Raw genomic sequence first — 17,156 nt, 5'->3', positions numbered from 1 at the left:
CCATGTCCATCCGCACCATGATCGTTGACGATGAACCGCTCGCGGTCGAGCGGCTCCAGATGTTGTGCGCGCGCGAACCGCGCATTGCGCTGGTCGGCACCGCCACCGATGGCGAAGCCGCGCTGCGCCTGATCGAGGGGTTGAAGCCCGACCTTGTCATGCTCGACATCGCCATGCCCCTGCTCGACGGCATCGGCGTCGCCCGTGCCGTCGGGCGCATGGGCATCCGCCCGGCGGTCATCTTCGTCACCGCGTTCGAGGGTTTCGCCGTCGAAGCCTTCGACCTTGCCGCTATCGACTATATGCTCAAGCCCGTCGCGCATGATCGCCTGACCCGCGCGATCGACCGGGTGGAGGCGGCGCTGCGCAACCGCGCGCCCGAAACCACCCCCGCCCCTGCCGAGCCGCAACCCGACTGGGCCGAGGAATTCTGGGTACCCCACCGATCCGAACTGATCCGCATCGCCACCGACCAGATCGACAGGATCGAGGCCGAGCGCGACTATATGCGCCTGCATGTCGGCAGCCACAGCTATCTGCTGCACCAGACGATCAGCAGCCTGGAGGAGCGGCTCGACCCGCAGCAATTCGTCCGCCTCCACCGCTCCCACATCGTCCGCCGCGACCATATCGCCCGCCTGCGTCACGACGGCAGCGGCGTCTGGTTCGCCGCGCTCACCGACGGCAATGAAATCCGCATCGGCCGCACCTTCCTCGCCAACGCCCGCGCCATGACCGGACGCTAAAAAATCCTCCCCAAGCTTGTCTTGGGGAGGTGGCAGCGCGAAGCGCTGACGGAGGGGCCATGCGCAAGCCCCACGCAAAAAAGCCCGGCATCCGCCGGGCTTTTTCACGTCTGGGCTGGCATTGCAGCAATCAGTTCTGCACGCCCTTCGCACCTGCATCGGCATAGCGTTCACTGGTTTCGGCGCGGGCAATGGCGGCGCTGATCGGCGCTTCGACCTGCGCGATCGCCATGGCCTTGCACGCCTGTGCGGTGGAGCGGTCGTCCGACTTGCACACCCTGCTTGCCGCGCGGGCGATGCGCTGGCGCAGTTGCTGCTGGTCAGATGCTTTGGACAGGTCCAGGTCACCATGGCGCACTTCGCTCGTGCGGCCGTTAGAAATAAATTCTCCAGCGCTGGCCGAACCGGCAGTGGCGATCAGCGCAAGCGAACCCAGCGCGGCGAAAAGGGTCGAACGGAACATCGGCTTGTCTCCTCAAAATCTGCTGTGGCCCGGCCGCTGCCTGTTAGGGGCTGGCGGCGGTTCGGGTGCGAACGGGGCGGGCCTTAGGGTCATTTGGGGGCGGCGCCGTCTCCCGTTCGCCCACCCTGTTTAGGCGCATGGCGGTCAGCGCGCCCGCCCACTTCGACCGGCAGCACCCCGCATCGGCCAACGACACTGCCATCGACAAAGCGCCGCGCGGCACAGACAAACAGCGCGACGAACGACATCACCGCCCCGCCAAACGACATCTGCCGTAACGGAAAGCCCACGCTCATAACTATTATGTTTGGGGAAGGCTCGTTCGGAGCGGAAAGCAAGCCAGAGCCGATCGACAGTGAGTTCAGGTGGAGGCGAAAAGTGTGATTTTGGAGCACCGGAGCGCAGCCTACTCAAAGTAGGTGAGCACCGGAGCGCAGAAAATCGCGCTTTGCAGGCCCACATGGGCTAATTGTCGATTGGCTTTGTAAAACGCCCCCGGCGCAAGGGATGGCCGGGGGCGTATCCAGGATGCTGTCGGGCACCGGGATCGCTATAAACTGTTGCGGGAAAGACGGTGCGACATTCGCGTAACCGTATCCTGCATGACGCCCATCATAGCTCCAACACGGCGGCGCGAACCCACCGTTCGACAATCTGCCCCCGCAACACGCCCGGCAGCATGATCGGGCGACAAACCGTCAACCTGCGTCCACCAACGACATCATGCGTCCAACGGCGGCCATCCAGCGATAGCCAGCGCACCCTCGACTTGGGCCGATAACGCTACGTCATGGCTAAGAAAATCCGACATAGCATCTGACCGCGCGCCCATGTCTTTGGTGCAGGACAAGCCTCTTTCCGCCCCACGCTGCGGATTTTCCCTTCTCAAATCCTTGCCCTCGCCCCATCTGTCGGGGCGACTGGCAGATGGTCTTGCCGGATCAGAACAAATCTGGAACAACACGCCCCATGAGTCTGACCCACATATCCGTCCGCGGCGCGCGCGAGCATAATCTCAAGGGCGTCGATGTCGATCTGCCGCGCGACAGCCTGATCGTCATCACCGGCCTGTCGGGATCGGGCAAAAGTTCGCTCGCCTTCGACACCATCTATGCCGAAGGGCAGCGGCGCTATGTGGAATCGCTCTCCGCCTATGCGCGCCAGTTTCTGGAGATGATGCAGAAGCCCGATGTCGAGCATATCGAGGGCTTAAGCCCCGCGATCAGTATCGAGCAGAAAACCACGTCGAAAAACCCGCGCTCCACCGTTGCGACCGTCACCGAAATCTACGACTATATGCGCCTGCTATGGGCGCGCGTCGGCATCCCCTACAGCCCCGCGACCGGCCTGCCGATCAGCGCCCAGACCGTCAGCCAGATGGTCGATCGCGTGATGCTGCTGCCGGAAGGCACGCGCTTCTACCTCCTCGCTCCCGTCGTGCGCGGGCGCAAGGGCGAGTATCGCAAGGAACTGGCCGAATGGCAGAAGGCGGGCTACACCCGCGTCCGCATCGACGGCGAAATGATGCTGATCGAGGACGCCCCCGCGCTCGACAAGAAGTATAAGCATGACATCGAAGTCGTGGTCGACCGCCTGGCCGTGGAACCCGACATGGGCACCCGCCTGGCCGACAGTTTCGAGCAGGCGCTGAAGCTGGCGGACGGGCTGGCATTTGTGGATCTGGCCGATGGCGTCGTGCCGGGCCGCGAGGATGAAGCCCCCGCCGCCGACAAGAGGATGAAGGGGTCCGGCATCCCCGCCAACCGCATCGTGTTCAGCGAAAAATTCGCCTGCCCCGTCAGCGGCTTCACCATCGCGGAGATCGAGCCGCGCCTCTTCTCCTTCAACGCCCCGATGGGTGCCTGCCCCGCCTGCGATGGCCTCGGCGAACGGCAGGAGTTCGACCCCGAACTCGTCGTCCCCAACGAAGCCCTGTCCCTCAAAAAGGGCGCGGTCGTCCCCTGGGCCAAATCCAACCCGCCCTCGCCTTATTATATGCAAGTCCTCGGCTCGCTCGCCCGCGAATTCGGGTTCAGCCTCGACACGCCCTGGGCCGACCTGCCCGGCGAGGTGAAGCTCATCATCCTCCACGGCACCGGCGGCAAGCCGGTAACATTGAAATTCATGGACGGCCGCAAAAGCTATGAGGTGAAGAAAGCGTTTGAGGGCGTCATCGGCAATTTGAACCGCCGCCTCCTGCAAACCGAATCCGCCTGGATGCGCGAGGAACTCAGCAAATATCAGCGCGCCCAGCCCTGCGAAACCTGCCACGGCGCGCGCCTGAAACCCGAAGCGCTCGCGGTCAAGATTGCTGGCGAGGACATCTCCCTCTCCACCCGCCGCAGTGTCGTGGACGCGCTCAATTTCTTCACCGCGATGCCGGAGAAGCTGAATGACCAGCAGAACCAGATCGCCAAGGCCATCCTCAAGGAAATTGTCGAGCGCCTCGGCTTCCTCAACAATGTCGGCCTCGATTATCTTAACCTAGACCGCACGTCAGGCACGCTGTCGGGCGGCGAATCCCAGCGCATTCGCCTCGCCAGCCAGATCGGCAGCGGCCTGTCCGGCGTCCTCTACGTCCTCGACGAACCCTCGATCGGGCTGCACCAGCGCGACAATGACCGGCTGCTCGTGACGCTGAAGCGCCTCCGCGACCTCGGCAACAGCGTCATCGTCGTCGAGCATGACGAGGACGCAATCCGCCACGCCGACTATATTGTCGATATGGGGCCGGGCGCAGGCATCCATGGCGGCCAGATCGTGGCCCAAGGCACGCTGCCTGAAATCCTCAAAGCCAAAAACAGCCTCACCGCCGATTATCTGAACGGCACCCGCCGCATCGACGTGCCGGCCAAGCGCCGCAAGGGCAATGGCAAGAAGATCACCGTCCATAACGCCCGCGCCAACAACCTGACCGGCGTCACGGCCAGCATCCCGCTCGGCACCTTCACCTGCATCACCGGCGTCTCCGGCTCCGGCAAGTCCAGCTTCACCATCGACACGCTCTACGCCGCCTCCGCCCGCGCGCTGAACGGCGCGCGCATCCTGGCTGGCGCGCATGACAAGGTGACGGGTCTGGAACATTGCGACAAGGTGATCGACATCGACCAGTCGCCCATCGGCCGCACCCCCCGCTCCAACCCGGCTACCTATACCGGCGCCTTCACCAACATTCGCGACTGGTTCGCGGGCCTCCCCGAAAGCCAGGCGCGCGGCTACAAGCCCGGCCGCTTCAGCTTCAACGTCAAGGGCGGCCGCTGCGAAGCCTGCACCGGCGACGGCCTGATCAAGATCGAGATGCACTTCCTCCCCGACGTCTATGTGACGTGCGACGTGTGCCACGGCGCGCGCTACAATCGCGAAACGCTGGAGGTGAAGTTCAAGGGCCACTCGATCGCCGACGTGCTGGACATGACGGTCGAGGATGCGGTCGAGTTCTTCAAGGCCGTCCCGCCCATCCGCGACAAGATGGCCATGCTCGCCGAAGTGGGCCTGGGCTATGTCAAGGTCGGCCAGCAGGCCACGACCCTGTCGGGCGGCGAAGCCCAGCGCGTCAAACTCGCCAAGGAACTCGCCCGCAGAGCCACCGGCCAGACCCTCTATATCCTGGACGAACCCACCACCGGCCTGCATTTCGAAGATGTCCGCAAACTGCTCGAAGTCCTCCACGCGCTGGTCGACCAGGGCAACAGCGTCGTCGTGATCGAACACAATTTGGACGTCATCAAGACGGCGGACTGGATCATCGACATGGGACCGGAAGGCGGCGTCAAGGGCGGCGAGGTTGTGGCGGAAGGCACGCCGGAAAAGGTCGCGAAGGAGCCACGCAGTTTCACCGGCTATTATCTTGCCCCCCTTTTGTCCAACTCGAAGGCAAGGGAAGCAGAGCGACCGGATTCTGGTCATTTGAGCGCATCGAGACCATCCGACAGCGTTGGCGCGCCCAACCAGAAATCCGTTTCAAGGACAGCGAAGTAAGACATGCCATAAAAGGTAATGATGCGCGTGCGGTCATTAATGCGATACTATATTTAATACGCATGAAATTAAATAATGCCATGCGTATTCATTTGATTAGCAGAATTTTTCGATAAAATATTCAGCGAATTATTCGATATTTTGCAGAAAAATTATGCAGATTATAGTTATAAATAGAGAATATTTATAAAAATTTCTGTGATATTAATTGAATTTCGTCATAATATTTTCGGGAATTATTTAAATGAATATATCTGATGACGAATATTCAGGATCATTTGGTCATTATTTTCAATACTATCTGCCTGATAATAGATTTGGAGATGTCGAACAAATAATGATCAAAAAGGGAATTATAGGTAAAATAATAAGCCATCAAGACATTTATCATTTTTCACCTATAAATGCCGTCCTATGCAATCTTGCAGACAATATTATTAATTTTTGCAAAATTACATGGGAATGTAAATCAAATATAAATATTTGTTTTATAGATTCCGATCAATTGTCCAATGCGTTTTGCGCAAAAATAAAAGATAGATATGTCATTTGTTATTTTAGTGGACTTATTGGCTTACTACTTAGGAATTGCAGCATATGGCCATGCACCGAAGCAGGAAAAAAATTCACTGGCATATCAAATGACTTGCACGATACAATAACAGAACAAAATTATAAAAATCTGCCCAGATATGATGGGATACCAGATATCATAACTAGTAAAGACCCTTCAATTTTCAAATTATTGTGCGGAACATTTGGGACGGTGATATTCCATGAAATTGGCCATATCTTAAATGGTCATTTAGATTTTATATTATCTAAAAATGATTTCCTTTACATGGATGGAATTCCTTTGTTTGCGGATGAAATCTCATCCTTGAGAACCCAAAACACTCTGGAATTTGACGCTGACGCTTTCGCGGCAATTGGCTGGTTGAATATGGTACAGAGTACTATGAATAATCGGTATTCAAAAGCACCGGAGTTTCTCAAATTTTCGGCTAACAATCCCGAAGCTTTAGCAGAATTTTCTTTAGTGTGTTCATTTCTTATGTTCCTCGGCGACGATGCAATTCCTCACCGCGATAGTGAATATTATACTTTTAATAACACCCATTCCAGTTCTGATATTAGATCTTGGTGCACCCAGCTAACTATAGCAGAATTTTTGCGCCATCATCAACTTTCTGATAATCCTTATAAGAAAATTGTTGAGTTTTATTTCGGAATGCTATCTGCAGCTGTACTGATTACAGGTAATAGTGTAACAGACATGCCGAAAATTATGGATTATTATTTGAGCTATCTTAACCAAATATGGCCACGATGGGCCACCTTAAGAGATACCTTACAACTAATAAAACCCTCAAAACGGGGCAATTTGGCACCCGCAAGTTGTGACAAGGGTTAGGCCCAACTCATACCAACTTATGAGCGAACAGATCATCCTATCCTAATCCTGGCTTCGAAATCGCATTATTCACATGTGCCGGAAATCGCACATCGTGAGCAAGGATGCCAATACGGCACGACGCGCTGCCCGGTCGGCGCGGATCGCGGGAAAATGCTCCAGAAGCGCCCTTATCCGCGCTCGACATGCGGCGCGGGCTGGCCGATAGTCGCGCCACCATCTGCCCCGCCACCACGCGCGGGGCATGTTGCGCTGCATCATATTATTTCAACGCTAAGACACTTTATTTCACAAACAGGGTTGAGCCTCCCCATGGGCGGAGGCATATAGACGGTCAAAAGCCGAGGAGTCGCATGGCGGCGATCCAGCGTCTCCTCCGTTCAATTCCAAGCGGGACAAGCCCGCGTGAGAGGTTAGGCGAATGACGGCGCTGGCGGACGCGAACATCAAGGAAGTCGATACGTTCATCCGGGAGGCGCTGGAGGCAGCGCTGGAGCGGGGTGCCTTGCCCGGCGAACGCGAAGGACTGGACGAGCAGGGCATAGCGGCCGCCGCCGCCTTCCTGGGCCGCACCGCCAACGGGCGCAAGCCGGGCGACGCCGCGATCATGGTCGAGACGCTGGGCGAAGGCGCCAATGGCCGCTACATGCGGATCGCGATCGTCAATGACGACATGCCCTTCCTGGTCGACAGCATCGCCAACACGCTGGCCGCCGCCGACATCACCATCCACCGCCTGTTGCACCCAGTCCTGTCGGTGACGCGCCATGCCGACGGAACGCTCGCCGCGATCCTGGACGATGACGTGCCGGGCGCGCGCCGCGAATCGATGATTTATATCGAGGCTGACCGGGCCGACGCCAAGGCGCGCCGGGGGCTGGAAAAGGCGCTGCGCGATACGCTGACCGATGTGCGGGCGGCGGTGGCCGACTGGGCGCCGATGCAGGCGGCGATGGCGGCGGACGCCGACGCGGTGCCGGACGAGGAAGGCGCGGCGCTGCTGCGCTGGTTCCTGGCGCGCCATTTCACCCAGACCGGGCATGAGCTGTGCAACCGCGACGGCACCACCCAGTCGCGGCTGGGCATCTGCACCCTGCGCGACAAGACGCTGATCGCGCCCGCATCGCTGGAGGCGGCGTTCGTCTGGTTCGAGGAAGGCAAGCGCACGCCGCTGATCATCAAGTCCAGCCGCATCTCGCGCATCCATCGCCATGTGCTGCTCGACCTGATCATCGTCCCCGTGCGCGAAGGGCGCGAGGTCAAGGCGCTGTCGATCCATGCGGGCATGTGGACCAGTTCGGGCCTGTCGGCGACGCCGGACAAGGTGCCGTTGCTGCGTTCGACCTTGTCGAATCTGATGGACAAGTTCGGCTTCGATCCCGCGGGCCATGCGGGCAAGACGCTGGCCCATGCGCTGACCGCCCTGCCCCATGACATTACCATCGGTTTCGATCGCGAGACGCTGGAGCGGCTGGCGCTGACCTTCATGTCGCTGACCGACCGGCCCCGGCCCAAGCTGGCGCTGGCGACCAGTGCGCTGGCGCGGCATCTCTACGCCTTCGTCTGGTTGCCGCGCGACGAATTGTCGACCGCGCGACGGGTAGCGGTGCAGGACATGCTGTCGGAAGCCGCCAATGGCCCGGTGCTCAGCTGGTCGATCGCGCTGGAGGAAGGTGGCCTCGCGCTGCTGCGCATCACGCTCGACCTGCGCGAAGGCGGCGTGGTGCCGGACGATGTGGCGCTGGACCATCAATTGAAGCAAATGGTGCGTGGCTGGCTGCCCGCTGTCGAGGAAGCGCTGACCCAGACCGAAGAGCCGGGCCGCGCCGCCGCGCTGGCGCAGCGTTACGCCGGGGGCTTCCCGGCGGTCTATCGCAATGGCGCGGGGCCAGCCGAAGCGGCGATCGACATTCGCCTGATCCACGGTCTGTCCGGTCCGGGCGACAAGGCGATCCGCATCTATCGCAACCCGGAGGACAGCGCCGAACGGCTGCGGCTCAAACTCTACAGCCATGTGACGATCGCTTTGTCCGAAGTGGTCCCGGCGTTCGAGAATTTCGGTTTCCGCGTGATCGAGGAAATGACGACGGCGATTGATGGCGGCGCGCTGGGTCATGTCCAGCGTTTCGTGCTGGAACTGCCCGCGGGCGGCGATGCGCAGGGCGTCGTGGCCCGCGCCGACATAGTCACCGAAGCGATCGCCCAGGTGCTGGAAGGCCGGGCGGAAAATGACCGGTTCAACGAACTGATCGTCACCGCCGGACTGACCCCGCGATCGGTGGTGCTGTTCCGCGCGCTGTTCCGCTATCTGCGCCAGACCGGCATGGCCTATGGCATGGCGACCTTTGCCGAAACGCTGCGCCGGGCGCAGGGGGTTGCGGTCAATCTGATCACCCTGTTCGAAGCGCTGCACGATCCCGCCGCGCGCGATGGCGCGGACGCGCGGGTGGCAGAGGCGCAGGCCGCGATCGACGCCGGACTCGAAGCGGTCACGGCAATTGACGAGGACCGGGTGTTGCGCCTGTTGCGCGCGGTCATCAGCGCAACGCTGCGCACCAATTTCTTCAGCAAGGCAGCGGTCGAGGCGCTGGCGTTCAAGCTGGACAGTGCGCAGGTGCCCGGCCTGCCCGCGCCGCTGCCATGGCGCGAAATCTGGGTCTATAGCCCGCGGGTCGAAGGCATCCATCTGCGCGCCGGCCCCGTGGCGCGCGGCGGGCTGCGCTGGTCCGACCGGCGCGACGATTTCCGCACCGAAATCCTTGGCCTGATGAAGGCCCAGCGGGTCAAGAACGCCGTGATCGTGCCGACCGGGGCCAAGGGCGGCTTCTATCCCAAGCAATTGCCAAGCCCCCAGGTCGATCGCGACGCCTGGCTGGCGGAAGGCACCGAAAGCTATCGCATCTTCATCCGCGCGCTGCTGTCGGTCACCGACAATATCGTCAACGACCATGTGAAGCATCCCGCGCAAGTCGTGGTGCGCGACGGCGACGACCCCTATTTCGTGGTCGCCGCCGACAAGGGGACCGCCACTTTCAGCGACGTAGCCAATGCCATCGCGCTCGACCGCAAATTCTGGCTGGGCGACGCCTTTGCCAGCGGCGGGTCCAATGGTTACGACCATAAGGCGATGGGCATCACCGCGCGTGGCGCATGGATTTCGGTGCAGCGCCACTTTGCCGAAATGGGCGTTGATGTGCAGAGTGAGCCGGTCAGCGTCGTGGGCTGTGGCGACATGTCGGGCGACGTGTTCGGCAACGGGATGCTGCTCAGCAAGGCGATCAAGCTGGTCGCCGCGTTCGACCATCGCCACATCTTCTTCGACCCCGCGCCCGATCCGGGCAAGAGCTGGGAGGAGCGTAACCGGCTGTTCCAGCTGCCCCGGTCGAGCTGGGAGGATTATGACAAGGCGCTGATCTCCAAGGGCGGCGGGGTGTTTTCCCGCGCGCTCAAGAGCATCCCGCTGACCCCGGAAATCCAGGCGATACTGGGCGTGACGGAAGCGGAGATGGAGCCGACCGCACTCATTTCCGCGATCCTCAAAGCCCCTGCCGACCTGCTCTGGTTCGGTGGCATAGGCACCTATGTGAAAGCGGCAGCGCAGAGCCATGGCGATGTCGGTGACCCGGCCAATGACCGGCTGCGCGTCAATGCCGAGCAGCTGCGGGTCAAGGTGATTGGCGAAGGCGCCAATCTGGGCACGACACAGGCGGGGCGCATCGCCTTTTCGCTGCGCGGTGGGCGGATCAACACCGATTTCATCGACAATAGCGCAGGCGTCGATTGTTCGGATAATGAGGTCAATATCAAGATTGCCCTCAACAAGGAGATGGCCGAGGGCCGCCTGCCGTTCGAGGAGCGCAATGCCCTGCTGGAAAGCATGACCGATGCGGTCGGCGCGATCGTGCTGGAGGATAACCGCTTGCAGGCGCTTGGCCTGTCGATTGCCGAAAGTGGCGGCGCGGCGGATCTGGCAAGCTATGTGCGGCTGATCGAGACGTTCGAGGAAAGCGGGCGACTGGACCGGCAGGTTGAAGGACTTGCCGCCAATGACCAGTTGCTGCGGCGCGGACAGGATGGACAGGGGCTGACCCGGCCGGAACTGGCCGTGCTGCTGTCCACCGCCAAGCTGACCTTGCAGGACGCGATCGAACAAGGCGACCTCGCCAGCGATGAAAGCATGACCGGCGAGCTGATGGCCGCCTTCCCCGCTGCGATGCAGGAGAAGGAAGCTGACGCGATCGCTGCCCATGCCCTGCGCAAAGAGATTATCGCCACAAAGGTCGCCAACCGCATCGTCAACCGGCTGGGCCTCATTCATCCGTTCGAACTTGTGGAGGAGGAAGGCTGTTCGCTGGGCGACATGGCCAGCGCCTTCCTGATCGCCGAGCGGCTCTATGACATTGGCACGCTATGGGCAGACATTGACGCGGCCGATATGGCGGAAAGCGCGCGTCTTGCCCTGTTCGGCGATATTGCCGGCGGGATGCGGGCGCAGATTGCCGATATCTTGCGCAGCCAGCCGGCGGGCACGCTGCCCAGCGCAGGTCTGACGGCACTGACCCAGGGCGTCGGATCACTGGCGGCGCAGGTCGATGATCTGCTGACCAGCGAGGCGCAGCGACGCACCAATGCGGTGACGGACAGGCTGCTGGCGCTTGGCGCGCCAGAGGCGTTGGCGCGGCGCACGGCGGGGCTGTTCAAGCTAGACGGTGCGGTCGGCATCGCAGCGCTGGCCGGAAAGATGGGCGTGGATGAAATCGCGCTGACCCGCGCCTTCACCCATCTGGGCGAAGCAGTGGGCATCGACTGGGTCCAGTCCGCCGCCGCGCGCATGGAACCGACCGACCCGTGGGAGCGACTGCTGATTTCCGGCGTCGCCCGCGACATGCAGCAGGTCCGGCTCGATTTCCTGGCGCAGGGGAAAGGCAAGGATATTTCGGCCCATGTCGAACATTGGCTGATCCAGCGCGGTCCGCGTATCCGCCAGTTCCGCACCCTTGTGCAACGCGCCAAAGCGGCGGCAACCCCCAATGTCGCGATGCTGGCGGAGATTGCGGGCCAGGCCCGCGGACTGCTGGGGCGGTAAGACATCCCCATGACGGGAGGCGCGGAAGGCAGAAGCCTTCTCCGCCTCCCCTGTCAGGGTGATTCGGTGATGTTCAGGAAAATTGGCTGGGGCGGCAGGAGGCTGAGCCAGACAGGGGTTAAGGCCTTGGATCGTATATATTCTGTTGATTTACCGGTGGTTATGCCACACATAGCTGTCACACAAACCTGTCACACACGGGCAAAGATGACACATGGCTACCCTGATCCTCCGCCACAATCGCTACTCCGCCAAGGTCCGCATTCCGAAGGAAATGCAACTCCTTTACGACGGCAAAGAGTTCCTCCAGAAAACCTTAGGAACCTCCGACAGGAAACTGGCGCGGGTCGAGGCAGGGGCTTGGGAGGCGACCCTGCGGCTGGAGTGGAGCGGGCTGGCAAATACGGCAGACCCGACCACCGGGTCATTGCGCGCGATTTACGCCCGCGTTCGCGAAGAAGCTGCCTTTGCATCCCGCCCTGTCATGGCTGGCGGAGCGCGCTGCGGGCAAATCATCGGGCCGCGTGTGGCCTCAATTCAACGAAGAAGGGCCGGGGAAGAAAGCAGGGGCCGACGCTGGCCGGGAGTTCTCACGGCTGAAGCAAGCGCGGGGCTTCAATGACCGGCGCAAGGTGTTCCACTCGTTTCGTAAGAACTTCGTGGGGCAGCTGGAAGAGGCAGGCATTCCGGCCAACGAGGTGGCGCAGCTGGTCGGACACGAGAAGGTGTTTACGTTCAAGACCTACGGCAAGACCGTGTCGCTGGCGCGCATGGCGTCAATCGTGGCGATGATCGCATATCCCGGCGTGAACCTGCCTTCCGCATAAAGGAGCCTTGCTCCTACTGCTACGACGCAGTCCAGTTCATTTCCCGACATTTGAGGGAATCGACCCGCCGTAACTTTCTGTTTTCTGGTCGAAGAAAAGTCGATTGGCACGGGTGACAAACCATCGTGCCGTCCGCCACAATGCACCGGGCGGAGAAGGGGCAGGAAGGGTGCGCGGGACTGTAAGTGAAATGGAGGCGATTCCTAGCTTGCGCACATGGGCGCTGGGACTTGCGTTTTTGGCGTCCGCCACCCCGACCCGCCTGTCATCAACCCAAATGGCCGTATTCATGTTCGCCGCGATGGCCTGCCGGTCGGGGACGCCGACAACCTTCACCGAACTCCGGGCGTTGTTCCAAGGCTCCCCCGGCGGCTCCGTCCACACAACCTACGGCGTATTCTTATCAAGGCGGCGGCGCGGCCCCAGCGTCGGCTGGCTCAAGCAGGTGCCTAGCCGCGCTTCCGGTCGTCCCTATGTCGGTTTTCCAGCTCGCGTTTAGGACATCGCCTTCTAGCTTCAGGTGAACACTGGCGGTCCTTGGGAATGTCAACTCGTGACCAGCGTTTTTATAATACGCAACGAGGGCATCACGATCGCTGAAATTATAATTGGTGGGGTCTAAAGGCGTAACGGTTAGTTCATCGAACTGATGTTCTCTTCCACGGTCAAGTGTCCTAAAGCTGACAAAGCTCCCCGGCAAGCCTTGCTCATCCTCAAAGAGAGCAGCGGTGCCTTGAAAAAATGGCCCGCAATCGTCCACATCGATAATGACCGTTCCCGAGTTCGTTCCTTCGCAACGTCCGATCCACTGTCCCTGCACCCGGCCCCCCCCCCTCGTAAAAACCTTGCGGTCCGATCAAATACCGCGCGCTGCAGCGGTCTGCACTAGATAAAGCGCCATAGCGCCTGAAAGATTGACGACTAGATGCGCGTGCCTAGCGGCAATCCGTACAGGCCGACGCCCCTTGCCGTGGGCATCACCAAGGCGGTTTCGGATTGCGCCCACACCCTCAACCACCGTCACGCATCCTCCGAGCAGCTGTTTGAAAACTTGTTCAGTATGCTGGGACGGGGCAAGATTAAGCTTCTCGGCAGTCAGCCGATATAGTTTCGGGAGATCATCACCAGGGCCGTAGAGGGGTGTATTGGCATCAATACCGTCAAGGACGTACATACAGACGCTTTCAAGCAGTGTGCGCGCTGAAGTGACCGCTCCTTCTGGGTCCTGCTCACATCGAGAGATGGCCTTCGACCAAACACGATGCACCTCCGCCGCATCGAATGTCTGTAACCCCTCCGTAATGAAGGTGGAGCTAGGGCTGGCCCCTTGCTCAATCCTTTCCATGAGCGGCGCAAACTGTTCCCTCAGATACGTTCTGCGCTCGGCATAAGTGCTGTACTCGGCCTTGATGAACTGCCAGAAATCGCCGCTGTCCTGACAGACGCGGATGAAACGGGGCACGAGCGAGGCTAAGCTCGGATCGGCTAACAGCTCAGCCCGCAGAACCTTGTAGACGGCGCTACTCATTGAGCCGCCAGTTGCTTCATTGATTAAGGCGGTGCGGAAGGTGAGGGCACGTTCAATCCTGTCTGTCGGCAATGATGCGACAGGGTCAAAGCCATCATCCGCTGATCCCGATGGTTTAAAGAAGTCATCCGAACCTGTCACACAGACCTGTCACACAATCAGAGAAAAATTACCCGTAAGTTTATGTATTATAAGGAAAATCTGTGTTTGGCTGGGGCGGCAGGATTCGAACCTGCGCATGGCGGCATCAAAAGCCGCTGCCTTACCGCTTGGCGACGCCCCAGCAGGGCCGACTTTCGTCGGCGCGGTCAGGCATATAGCGTGTGATTGGCGAAAGGAAAGCCTAGTCATCATCCTTTTGGGACGGCATTAGGATACTTTCCTCCCGCGCTGGATCAACGCAGCCATGACCGTCACCAGTTCATCGCCTTCCTCCGCCCAAATGTCGCCTGCCTCCCCGCTGTTCCTGCGCGAGGATGAGATACGGCGCGGGATCGAGATGCTCTATTTCGGCTATTCGGCCCTGACCCGGTCTATTGACGAAGGGCTGGCGGCGATCGGGCTGGGCCGGGCGCATCATCGCGCACTCTATTTCATCTCGCGCCAGCCCGACCTGACGGTCAAGGATCTGCTGCGGTTGCTGGCGATCACCAAGCAGTCATTGGGGCGGGTTCTCAATGACCTGATCGAGCGCGGCTATATCGAGACGCGGCCCGGTCCCAACGACCGTCGCCAGAAATTGCTGCGGCTGAGCGCGGCGGGCGCGACGCTGGAGGCGGAACTGTTCCGCGCGCTGCGCGAGAAGATGGCCGCGGCCTATGCGCAGGCGGGGCAAGGGTCGGTCACCGGTTTCTGGCGGGTATTGGAAGGGCTGATCCCCGATCAGGACCGGTCGATGGTGTTCGGGCTGCGCGGCGGATAGCACGCAACCTTATCGCGCCTGCTGCGCTTATGTCGCTCCACGCAAATGGGAAAAGGAGCCATCATGCGCACATCTGTTCTGGCCGCACTTGCGGTCCTGTCGGTCGCCAGCCTCTCGGCCTGCTCGGAAAAGACCGAGGATAGCGTCGAAAATGCCGGCGCTTCGATCGGCAATGACATCAGCCAGTCGGTCGATCGCGCTGGCGACAAGATCGACAATGGGCTGGACAAGGCCGGACGCGCAATCGACGAGGGCGCGGAAAAGATCGGCGCGACGACGAGCGAAGCAACCAGCGACGCTGAACGCAAGGCGGACGCCGCCAAGCGCGATGTCGGCGCATCGCTGGAAGAAGCAGGCAAGGACCTGAAGAACGAATGATCCGTCCGGGGCGCGGCCCTCATGCCGCGCACCCTCGGCTTGACCGCGCCCTGCGGGGTCCATAGCGGTCGGCGCATGACCCAAGCCGCCGCCGTCCTTGACCGTCCCCCTGCCCCCAGCCGCTGGCTGATCGGCCGTCCCGAACTCGCGCTGATCGGCGTGACGATGCTGTGGGGCGGGACGTTCCTGATTGTCCATGGCGCGATGACGCAGTCGGGACCGCTTTACTTTGTCGGACTGCGTTTCGGCACGGCGGCGTTGCTGACCCTGCCACTGGCGATCCCGGTACTGCGCGGGCTGACCTGGCGTGAAGCCTGGGCGGGGCTGGTGATCGGGCTGGGGATTTTCGTCGGCTACACGCTCCAAACCTGGGGACTTCAGACGATTTCGAGCAGCGCTTCGGCTTTCATTACCGCCGCCTATGTGCCGTTGGTGCCGGTGCTGCAATGGATCATCCTGCGGCGGCGACCTAGACTCGCCAGCTGGATCGGGGTGGCGCTGGCGTTCATCGGCCTTTTGCTGGTCGCCGCGCCAGAGGGTGGCATGGCGCTGGGCCGGGGCGAGATATTGACGCTGATCAGCACGGTGGCGATTGCGCTGGAGATCATCTTCATCAGCCTGTGGGCAGGCAGCGTGAACGTGCTGCGGGTGACGGTGGTGCAACTGGCGGTGACGTCCCTGCTCGCCTTTGCCTGCATGGTCCCGGCGGGTGAGGCGATCCCGCCCTTCTCCTGGGCAGTGGTGATCGCCGCCTGTGGCCTTGGCGCGATGACCGCGATCATCCAGCTGGTGATGAACTGGGCGCAGCGCACCGTGTCGCCGACGCGGGCGACTTTGATCTATGCGGGGGAACCGGTCTGGGCCGGGATCATCGGCAGAATAGCGGGCGACCGCCTGCCGCCCATGGCGCTGCTGGGCGGGGTGCTGATCGTTGCTGCGGTGATCGTGAGCGAGTTACGCTTTGGCAAACAGGTGGACGGACCTATCCCCTCTTAAAGACCGGGGGGCGTTTTTCGAAGAAGGCGGTGAAGGCTTCCTGGGCTTCGGGCGAGGCCAGAGATTGCTGGAAAAGCCGCGCCTCCTCTTCAATCCGGGCGGTTAGTGCTGCCGGATCGCCCTTCATCAGGCGACGGGTGGCGGCAAGCGCCTGGGGCGGTTTGGCCATCAGCGCGGCGGCTTTAGCGCGGGCATGGTCGAGCAATGTGTCGGCCGGGACGATGGCGGTGACAAAGCCCGCGCGGTCGGCCCCTTCCGCATCCATCGGTTCGCCCAGCATCAGCATCGCCGCTGCCTTGGCATGGCCCATCACGGCCGGCGCAAGCAGGCTGGACCCCGCTTCCGGCACGATCCCCAGATTGACGAACGGCATGATGAAGCGCGCATCGGGCGCGGCATAGACCAGATCGCAGTGGAACAGCATCGTTGTGCCGACGCCCACGGCCAGCCCCTGTACGGCAGCGACCAGCGGCTTGTCGAAGGCGGCGATGGCGCGGATGAAGGCGAAGGCCGCAGCGCCTCCTTCCGGCCCGGCCATGAAGTCCTTGAGGTCATTGCCTGCGCAAAAGGCGTCGCCGCGCCCCGCAAAGAGCACCACGCCAATGTCGGCACGGGCAGAGGCGTCGGCCAGCGCGGCAGTCATGGTGCGATACATGGGACCGGTCAGCGCATTTTTCTTGTCGGGCCGGTCGATGTGGATTTCCAGCACGCCGCCCTGCTCGATCACCGCAATAGACTCGCTCACGATCCGCTCCCTCTGTGACTTGTGCGAATCTGTTGGCTCAACGATGGGGCGGCGTCTATCCCCCTTTTTTCGC

12 protein-coding genes, 1 tRNA gene and 1 pseudogene are annotated in these 17,156 nt (G+C 61.1%); 9 read left to right on the top strand and 5 right to left on the bottom strand.

The genetic code is table 11. From position 1 onward, the window contains the following. Positions 1-2 precede the first annotated feature (2 nt). Entirely contained in the window at positions 3-746 is a 744-nt protein-coding gene (locus tag Q0D44_RS00565) for a LytTR family DNA-binding domain-containing protein (RefSeq protein ID WP_294130849.1), read from the top strand. A gap of 130 nt (positions 747-876) precedes the next feature. Here the strand turns inward: Q0D44_RS00565 and Q0D44_RS00560 are convergent, their stop codons facing one another. Further along, positions 877-1,209 (bottom strand): UrcA family protein, encoded by a 333-nt coding sequence (locus Q0D44_RS00560; RefSeq protein WP_294130847.1) that lies wholly within the window; start codon positions 1,207-1,209, stop codon positions 877-879. 89 nt (positions 1,210-1,298) lie between these two features. After that, complete coding sequence (locus tag Q0D44_RS00555; protein ID WP_294130845.1) at positions 1,299-1,505, bottom strand: hypothetical protein; 207 nt, start codon at positions 1,503-1,505, stop codon at positions 1,299-1,301. Between the two features lie 673 nt (positions 1,506-2,178). Between Q0D44_RS00555 and uvrA the strand changes: the two genes are divergently transcribed. From uvrA to Q0D44_RS00535, 5 genes and pseudogenes are all read left to right on the top strand, one after another. Further along, positions 2,179-5,187 carry an excinuclease ABC subunit UvrA gene (gene uvrA / locus Q0D44_RS00550; protein WP_294130843.1) on the top strand — a complete coding sequence of 1,003 codons (3,009 nt, stop codon included), beginning with the start codon at positions 2,179-2,181 and terminating at the stop codon, positions 5,185-5,187. Positions 5,188-5,431: 244 nt separating this feature from the next. Beyond that, a complete protein-coding gene (locus tag Q0D44_RS00545) occupies positions 5,432-6,601 on the top strand; it encodes a hypothetical protein (protein ID WP_294130841.1) in 1,170 nt (389 codons plus the stop codon). Between the two features lie 421 nt (positions 6,602-7,022). After that, positions 7,023-11,687, top strand: coding sequence for an NAD-glutamate dehydrogenase domain-containing protein (locus Q0D44_RS00540; protein WP_294130839.1), 4,665 nt, complete (start codon positions 7,023-7,025; stop codon positions 11,685-11,687). A gap of 214 nt (positions 11,688-11,901) precedes the next feature. After that, positions 11,902-12,072: pseudogene (locus tag Q0D44_RS17465) on the top strand (DUF6538 domain-containing protein); the annotation flags it as partial. Positions 12,073-12,154: 82 nt separating this feature from the next. After that, on the top strand, positions 12,155-12,514 hold the full coding sequence (locus tag Q0D44_RS00535) for a tyrosine-type recombinase/integrase (RefSeq protein ID WP_294130837.1): 360 nt from the start codon (positions 12,155-12,157) through the stop codon (positions 12,512-12,514). 856 nt (positions 12,515-13,370) lie between these two features. Here Q0D44_RS00535 and Q0D44_RS00530 read toward each other — a convergent pair. Both Q0D44_RS00530 and Q0D44_RS00525 read right to left on the bottom strand, forming a co-directional pair. Next, positions 13,371-14,183, bottom strand: coding sequence for an abortive infection family protein (locus Q0D44_RS00530; protein ID WP_294130835.1), 813 nt, complete (start codon positions 14,181-14,183; stop codon positions 13,371-13,373). A gap of 67 nt (positions 14,184-14,250) precedes the next feature. Further along, a tRNA-Gln gene (locus Q0D44_RS00525) sits at positions 14,251-14,325 on the bottom strand. Positions 14,326-14,448: 123 nt separating this feature from the next. Here Q0D44_RS00525 and Q0D44_RS00520 point away from each other — a divergent pair. The 3 genes from Q0D44_RS00520 (at position 14,449) to Q0D44_RS00510 (ending at position 16,338) form a co-directional block, all read left to right on the top strand. Further along, positions 14,449-14,964, top strand: coding sequence for a MarR family transcriptional regulator (locus tag Q0D44_RS00520; RefSeq protein ID WP_294130833.1), 516 nt, complete (start codon positions 14,449-14,451; stop codon positions 14,962-14,964). Between the two features lie 63 nt (positions 14,965-15,027). Further along, on the top strand, positions 15,028-15,342 hold the full coding sequence (locus Q0D44_RS00515; protein WP_294130821.1) for a hypothetical protein: 315 nt from the start codon (positions 15,028-15,030) through the stop codon (positions 15,340-15,342). A 75-nt stretch (positions 15,343-15,417) separates the two neighbouring features. Beyond that, a complete protein-coding gene (locus Q0D44_RS00510; protein WP_294130815.1) occupies positions 15,418-16,338 on the top strand; it encodes a DMT family transporter in 921 nt (306 codons plus the stop codon). Here Q0D44_RS00510 and Q0D44_RS00505 read toward each other — a convergent pair. Continuing rightward, positions 16,325-17,083 carry an enoyl-CoA hydratase-related protein gene (locus Q0D44_RS00505; RefSeq protein WP_294130814.1) on the bottom strand — a complete coding sequence of 253 codons (759 nt, stop codon included), beginning with the start codon at positions 17,081-17,083 and terminating at the stop codon, positions 16,325-16,327. The genes Q0D44_RS00510 and Q0D44_RS00505 overlap by 14 nt on opposite strands. Between the last annotated feature and the right edge of the window lie 73 nt (positions 17,084-17,156).

This window comes from Sphingobium sp. (assembly GCA_023266575.1).
GTDB lineage: Bacteria > Pseudomonadota > Alphaproteobacteria > Sphingomonadales > Sphingomonadaceae > Sphingobium.
The sequence above is the reverse complement of the archived record's forward strand: the minus strand, read 5'-3'. Positions and strand labels throughout refer to the sequence as shown.

Coding starts and splice junctions, on each gene's coding strand:
- Q0D44_RS00565 (WP_294130849.1), top strand. CDS start 3: ATGTCCATCCGCACCATGATCGTTGACGATGAACCGCTCGCGGTCGAG.
- Q0D44_RS00560 (WP_294130847.1), bottom strand. CDS start 1,209: ATGTTCCGTTCGACCCTTTTCGCCGCGCTGGGTTCGCTTGCGCTGATC.
- Q0D44_RS00555 (WP_294130845.1), bottom strand. CDS start 1,505: ATGAGCGTGGGCTTTCCGTTACGGCAGATGTCGTTTGGCGGGGCGGTG.
- uvrA (WP_294130843.1), top strand. CDS start 2,179: ATGAGTCTGACCCACATATCCGTCCGCGGCGCGCGCGAGCATAATCTC.
- Q0D44_RS00545 (WP_294130841.1), top strand. CDS start 5,432: ATGAATATATCTGATGACGAATATTCAGGATCATTTGGTCATTATTTT.
- Q0D44_RS00540 (WP_294130839.1), top strand. CDS start 7,023: ATGACGGCGCTGGCGGACGCGAACATCAAGGAAGTCGATACGTTCATC.
- Q0D44_RS00520 (WP_294130833.1), top strand. CDS start 14,449: ATGACCGTCACCAGTTCATCGCCTTCCTCCGCCCAAATGTCGCCTGCC.
- Q0D44_RS00515 (WP_294130821.1), top strand. CDS start 15,028: ATGCGCACATCTGTTCTGGCCGCACTTGCGGTCCTGTCGGTCGCCAGC.
- Q0D44_RS00510 (WP_294130815.1), top strand. CDS start 15,418: ATGACCCAAGCCGCCGCCGTCCTTGACCGTCCCCCTGCCCCCAGCCGC.